Origin of the sequence: Enterobacter sp. LM3, assembly GCF_046622475.1 — a bacterium.
Taxonomy (GTDB): Bacteria; Pseudomonadota; Gammaproteobacteria; order Enterobacterales; family Enterobacteriaceae; genus Enterobacter; species Enterobacter cloacae_P.
This window is the reverse complement of sequence record NZ_JBJURN010000011.1, coordinates 131,693-138,354: the sequence shown is the minus strand read 5'-3', so window position 1 is coordinate 138,354 and position 6,662 is coordinate 131,693. Positions and strand designations below refer to the sequence as shown.

General features: G+C 54.0%; 6 protein-coding genes. 5 read left to right on the top strand and 1 reads right to left on the bottom strand.

What is annotated here, in order from left to right; genetic code table 11:
* Nucleotides 1-522: 522 nt before the first annotated feature.
* Nucleotides 523-1,005, bottom strand: a complete 483-nt coding sequence (locus ACJ9N4_RS13755; RefSeq protein ID WP_411500566.1) for a zinc ribbon-containing protein — start codon at nt 1,003-1,005, stop codon at nt 523-525.
* Nucleotides 1,006-1,219: 214 nt separating this feature from the next.
* On the opposite strand from ACJ9N4_RS13755, the gene leuS reads away from it, so the two are divergent.
* From leuS to rsfS, 5 genes are all read left to right on the top strand, one after another.
* Nucleotides 1,220-3,802: a leucine--tRNA ligase gene (gene leuS, locus ACJ9N4_RS13750; RefSeq protein ID WP_182919591.1), complete on the top strand. Its 2,583-nt coding sequence runs from the start codon at nt 1,220-1,222 to the stop codon at nt 3,800-3,802.
* Between the two features lie 14 nt (nt 3,803-3,816).
* On the top strand, nt 3,817-4,386 hold the full coding sequence (gene lptE, locus ACJ9N4_RS13745) for an LPS assembly lipoprotein LptE (protein WP_182274108.1): 570 nt from the start codon (nt 3,817-3,819) through the stop codon (nt 4,384-4,386).
* On the top strand, nt 4,386-5,417 hold the full coding sequence (gene holA / locus ACJ9N4_RS13740) for a DNA polymerase III subunit delta (RefSeq protein WP_411500563.1): 1,032 nt from the start codon (nt 4,386-4,388) through the stop codon (nt 5,415-5,417). Before lptE ends, holA begins: the two co-directional genes overlap by 1 nt.
* Nucleotides 5,410-6,075: a nicotinate-nucleotide adenylyltransferase gene (nadD, locus tag ACJ9N4_RS13735; protein ID WP_411500562.1), complete on the top strand. Its 666-nt coding sequence runs from the start codon at nt 5,410-5,412 to the stop codon at nt 6,073-6,075. Before holA ends, nadD begins: the two co-directional genes overlap by 8 nt.
* A gap of 269 nt (nt 6,076-6,344) precedes the next feature.
* Nucleotides 6,345-6,662, top strand: coding sequence for a ribosome silencing factor (gene rsfS / locus ACJ9N4_RS13730; protein WP_003858696.1), 318 nt, complete (start codon nt 6,345-6,347; stop codon nt 6,660-6,662).

The following is a 6,662-nucleotide window of genomic DNA, read 5'->3' as shown; positions in this document are numbered from 1 at the left end:
GTGAATTCATTTTTTGCACCTCATCAGTTATTTAATTTATAACCTCTGAACGTGTCTAAAACTATTAAACCACTTCACACCCTGGCCCTCTCCCACAGGGAGAGGGAACAAACACTAAAAACGGCAACGCAGTTGCCGTTTTGCTTTTACCTCGTGCGGCCTGATGCCCTCACCCTGGCCCTCTCCCACGGGGAGAGGGAACAAACACTAAAAACGGCAACGCAGTTGCCGTTTTGCTTTTACCTCGTGCGGCCTGATGCCCTCACCCTGGCCCTCTCCCACAGGGAGAGGGAACAAACACTAAAAACGGCAACTGCGTTGCCGTTTTGCTTTTACCTCGTGCGGCCTGATGCCCTCACCCTGGCCCTCTCCCACAAGGAGAGGGAACAAACACTAAAAACGGCAACTGCGTTGCCGTTTTGCTTTTACCTTGTGCGGCCTGATGCCCTCACCCTGGCCCTCTCCCACGGGGAGAGGGAACAAACACTAAAAACGGCAACACCGTTGCCGTTTTGCTTTTACCTAGGGCTCAAAAGGCCGACGCTGGAACTGATCGTGCCCGCATTTCGGGCACAGCGGCAACACATCCGGCGTATAAACCGCAATGTGGTGATGGCATTTTTCACACACCAGGTTGCCAAGCCCCACCACCTCCCCGCTGTGATACACCCCGTGGTGGTTCAAATCCTGGAATACTTCGCGCCACTCCAGCTGCGTTTTATCGGTAATATCCGCCAGCTCCTGCCACAGGCTCTCTTTGATGACCCGCATAAAAACACTGTCGGTAATCTCGTCCTGGCTCTCTTCATAGCTACGTGCAAACTCTTCCAGATCGCGGCGCACGGCTCGCGTGACCTCTTCGACCTCCGTTCGCGTTAACTCACCCGTTTGCATCACCCGGGCGCGTGCCTGTTCAACCAGCGCGTCGACATCGCGCTCGCCGTTACGCAGCCGTTCCGTCAGTGTCGCCACCAGTTCGCGGTAAAATTGAGCAACCTTGTTCATCATTTTGCCTCCCGGGTAAGTAACTATTTCTAATAATAGACCTTATTTCATTGCCGCTTTGCCAGGTGAACCACAGACCCGATAAATTCCTGCAAAGCGCATTTGTGCGAAAGGCTGTTTTGACGCGGACGTTTGGGCTATGCTATGCCGATCTGAAACAACACATCCATTGGCTACATTTGTAGCTGTATTGAAAACAGGACCACTGTCTGCCATGCAAGAGCAATACCGCCCGGAAGAGATAGAATCAAAAGTCCAGCAACACTGGGACGAGAAGCGCACCTTTGAAGTAACCGAAGACGAGAGCAAAGAGAAGTATTACTGCCTGTCGATGCTTCCCTATCCTTCTGGTCGACTACACATGGGCCACGTGCGTAACTACACCATCGGTGATGTGATTGCGCGCTACCAGCGCATGCTGGGCAAAAACGTTCTGCAGCCCATCGGCTGGGATGCGTTCGGCCTGCCTGCAGAAGGCGCAGCGGTAAAAAACAATACGGCACCAGCACCGTGGACGTACGACAACATTGCCTACATGAAGAACCAGCTCAAAATGCTGGGCTTCGGCTATGACTGGAGCCGCGAGCTGGCAACCTGTACCCCGGAATACTACCGCTGGGAGCAGAAATTCTTCACCGAGCTGTACAAAAAAGGCCTGGTGTACAAGAAAACGTCTGCCGTTAACTGGTGCCCGAACGATCAGACCGTTCTCGCGAACGAGCAGGTTATCGACGGCTGCTGCTGGCGTTGTGACACCAAAGTTGAGCGTAAAGAGATCCCACAGTGGTTTATCAAAATCACCGCTTACGCTGACGAACTGCTGAACGATCTGGATAATCTGGATCACTGGCCTGACACCGTTAAGACCATGCAGCGCAACTGGATCGGCCGTTCTGAAGGTGTAGAGATCACCTTCAACGTTGAAAACTACGATCAAACGCTGACCGTTTACACCACCCGTCCGGACACCTTCATGGGTGCAACCTACCTGGCCGTGGCCGCAGGTCACCCGCTGGCGCAGAAAGCAGCCGAGAACAATCCGGAACTGGCCTCCTTCATCGACGAATGCCGCAGCACCAAAGTGGCCGAAGCCGATATGGCAACGATGGAGAAAAAAGGCGTTGCAACAGGCTTCTATGCCAAACACCCGCTGACAGGCGAAGCGATCCCTGTCTGGGTGGCAAACTTCGTGCTGATGGAATACGGTACAGGTGCGGTGATGGCCGTTCCGGGTCACGATCAGCGCGACTATGAATTTGCGACCAAATACAGCCTGCCTATCAAGGCGGTTATTCTGGCTGCCGATGGCTCCGAGCCGGATCTGTCCGAACAGGCACTGACCGAAAAAGGCACGCTGTTTAACTCCGGTGAATTCAGCGGTCTGAGCTTCGAAGATGGCTTCAACGCCATTGCCGACAAACTGGCTTCTCTGGGCGTGGGTGAGCGTAAAGTGAACTTCCGTCTGCGCGACTGGGGCGTTTCCCGTCAGCGTTACTGGGGTGCGCCAATCCCAATGGTAACCCTGGAAGATGGCACTGTGATGCCAACGCCGGAAGATCAGCTGCCGGTTATCCTGCCGGAAGACGTGGTCATGGACGGTATCACCAGCCCGATCAAAGCCGATCCTGAGTGGGCAAAAACCACCGTAAACGGCCAGCCTGCGCTGCGTGAAACCGACACCTTCGACACCTTTATGGAGTCCTCCTGGTACTATGCGCGCTACACCTGCCCGCAGTATCAGGACGGTATGCTGGATTCCGATGCAGCAAACTACTGGCTGCCAGTGGATATCTACATTGGCGGTATCGAACACGCCATCATGCACCTGCTCTACTTCCGCTTCTTCCACAAACTGATGCGTGATGCAGGCATGGTGAACTCTGACGAACCTGCGAAACAGCTGCTGTGTCAGGGCATGGTTCTGGCGGATGCGTTCTATTATGTCGGCGTGAACGGCGAGCGTAACTGGGTTTCTCCGGTAGATGCTATTGTTGAGCGCGATGAGAAAGGCCGTATCGTCAAGGCGAAAGACGCTGAAGGTCATGAACTGGTGTATACCGGCATGAGCAAAATGTCCAAGTCCAAAAACAACGGCATCGACCCGCAGGTGATGGTTGAGCGTTACGGTGCGGATACCGTACGTCTGTTCATGATGTTTGCCTCCCCGGCAGACATGACCCTGGAATGGCAGGAATCAGGTGTTGAGGGTGCTAACCGCTTCCTGAAACGCGTCTGGAAACTGGTTTACGAGCACACTTCTCAGGGCGATGCACCAGCACTGAACGTGGCCGCGCTGTCTGAAGATCAACAGGCGCTGCGTCGTGATGTTCATAAAACTATTGCGAAAGTAACCGATGATATTGGTCGTCGTCAGACCTTCAATACCGCAATTGCGGCTATTATGGAACTGATGAACAAGCTGGCGAAAGCCCCGCAGGAAGGCGAGCAGGATCGTGCCTTAATGCGTGAAGCGTTGCTGGCCGTTGTCCGTATGCTGAACCCGTTCACCCCGCACGCCAGCTTCACTCTGTGGCAGGAGCTGAAAGGTGAAGGCGATATCGACAACGCACCGTGGCCAGTGGCTGACGAATCTGCCCTGGTAGAGAACACCACGCTGGTTGTGGTGCAGGTGAACGGCAAAGTACGCGGTAAAATTACCGTTGCGGTCGATGCAACCGAAGAACAGGTTCGCGAGCGCGCAGGTCAGGAACATCTGGTCGCGAAATATCTTGAGGGCGTTACCGTACGTAAAGTGATCTACGTACCGGGTAAATTGCTGAATCTGGTCGTTGGCTAAGCGCGGGAGGAAACGTGCGACAACTGGCAACAATACTCTTATCTCTGGCGGTGCTTGTCACCGCTGGTTGTGGCTGGCACCTGCGCAATACCACGGCAGTGCCTGCCCAGATGAAAACCATGATCTTCGACTCGTCGGATCCGAATGGCCCACTCAGCCGGGCAATTCGTAGCCAGCTGCGTCTGAATGGCGTTGAGCTTATCGAGAAAGGCACGCTGCGCCAGGATGTACCATCTCTCCGTGTTCTGGGTATGACCCTGAGCAAAGATACGGCGTCTATCTTCCAGGACGGCCATACCGCAGAGTACCAGATGGTTATGTCGGTCAACGCAGCAGTACTGATCCCGGGTAAAGATATCTACCCAATCAGCACGAAAGTGTACCGTTCGTTCTTTGATAACCCACAAACTGCGCTGGCAAAAGATGCCGAGCAGCAAATTATCATCAACGAAATGTACGACAAGGCAGCAGAACAGCTGATCCGTAAACTGCCAAGCATTGCAGCGTCGACGAAAGAAGGCACTGATATCATCGAAAAACCGGATGCTGACACGCCTCCTGTTTCTACCTCGATGGGTAACTGATGATCAGGTTGTATCCTGAACAACTCCGCGCGCAGCTCAGTGAAGGGCTGCGCGCGGCGTATCTGCTTCTCGGGAACGATCCATTACTGCTTCAGGAAAGCCTCGACGCCGTCCGCCATGTGGCAGCCACTCAGGGCTTTGATGAACACCACACGTTCCAGCTGGATAACAACACCGACTGGAATGCCCTCTTCTCACTTTGCCAGGCGATGAGCCTGTTCGCATCGCGCCAGACAATCCAGATCCTGCTGCCAGAAAGTGGCCCTAATGCGGCCCTCAACGAGCAACTGGCCACGCTGGTCAGCCTGTTACATAGCGATCTGCTGCTGATTGTTCGCGGCAACAAGCTCACCAAAGCGCAGGAAAACGCAGCATGGTTTACCCAACTGGCGACTAGCTCAGTACTGGTCACCTGCCAGACGCCTGAGCAGGCGCATTTGCCTAAATGGGTGGCAGCGAGAGCGAAGCAGAACAACCTTCAGCTGGATGATGCGGCGAATCAACTGCTGTGCTACTGCTATGAAGGTAACCTGCTGGCACTGGCTCAGGCACTGGACAGACTTGCCCTGCTGTGGCCGGACGGCAAACTGACCTTGCCACGCGTGGAGCAGGCCGTTAACGATGCCGCACACTTTACGCCGTTCCACTGGGTTGATGCGTTGCTGTCCGCGAAGAGTAAACGCGCCCTGCATATTTTGCAGCAGCTACGGCTTGAAGGTAGCGAACCGGTCATTTTACTGCGTACGCTCCAGCGTGAACTGCTGTTGCTGATCAATCTCAAACGCCAGTCTGCGCATACGCCACTGCGTTCATTGTTCGATAAACATCGCGTATGGCAAAACCGCCGGGTAATGACCACCGAGGCTATCAACCGTCTGAGCCATGAACAGCTACGCCAGGCGGTACAGTTGCTGATGCGCGCAGAGCTAACGTTAAAGCAAGACTACGGTCAGTCGGTCTGGTCCGAACTGGAAAGCCTTTCTCTGCTGCTCTGCCATAAGGCGCTGGCAGACGTATTTATCGATGGATAGTATGCATTCTCTTCAGGCACTGTATGGTGGTACCTTCGACCCTGTGCATTACGGGCATCTGAAGCCGGTTGAAACCCTGGCGAATCTGATTGGCCTGCAGCACGTCATCATTATGCCCAATAATGTCCCGCCGCACCGTCCCCAGCCCGAAGCAAGCAGCGAGCAACGTAAAGAGATGCTGGCTCTGGCCATTGCAGATAAACCGCTTTTTAGCCTTGATGAGCGCGAACTGCGCCGCGACACCCCCTCCTGGACGTCGCAGACGCTACAGGAGTGGCGGGCCGAACAAGGGCCGCACAAACCGCTGGCCTTTATTATTGGCCAGGATTCACTGCTCAACTTCCCCAGTTGGTATCAGTATGAAACCATCCTGGAGAACAGCCATCTTCTCGTCTGCCGTCGCCCCGGTTATCCGCTAACCATGCGCGAAGAGCAGCACCAGCAGTGGCTTGAAGACCATCTGACGGACAATGTGGAAGATCTGCATAATCACCCTGCCGGGAAAATTTATCTGGCGGAAACGCCGTGGTTTGATATTTCAGCCACCCTGATCCGCGAACGCCTGCAGCACGGTTTAGCCTGTGACGATCTGCTGCCGTCGTCAGTGCTGGCGTATATCCATCAGCACGGGCTGTATCAGAAAAGCACAGATGCATAACCGTGGATACGAAAAAGCACGTTATTGATTATCCTGCCTTGACAGGTTAAGCCATACTGTTATCCTCCGCTGCCAGACTTTCCCGCCGGTACATTGCTTTACAGAAATTGTTTTACAAAAATGGCGATGCAATCTCAGGCGGAGGGTGGGATGATACCCGCCTTCAAAAGCCCGGCCGGTGACATTTGTCCCGACACTGGCGTCAGTTCAGGTATACTGTCTGGCCACGAATTCATAGTTACACAATCTCATTCACCCAGGGGGAAAACTTGCAGGGTAAAGCACTCCAGGATTTTGTTATCGACAAAATTGATGACCTGAAAGGTCAGGACATCATCGCTATCGACGTTAAGGGTAAATCCAGCATCACCGACTGCATGATTATCTGCACCGGTACATCTACTCGCCATGTTGTTTCAATTGCTGATCACGTTGTTCAGGAATCTCGCGCAGCAGGGCTGTTACCGCTTGGCGTTGAAGGTGAAGCGACCGCTGACTGGGTGGTTGTTGATCTTGGCGATGTGATTGTCCATGTCATGCAGGAAGAGAGCCGTCGCCTGTATGAGCTGGAAAAACTCTGGGGTTAA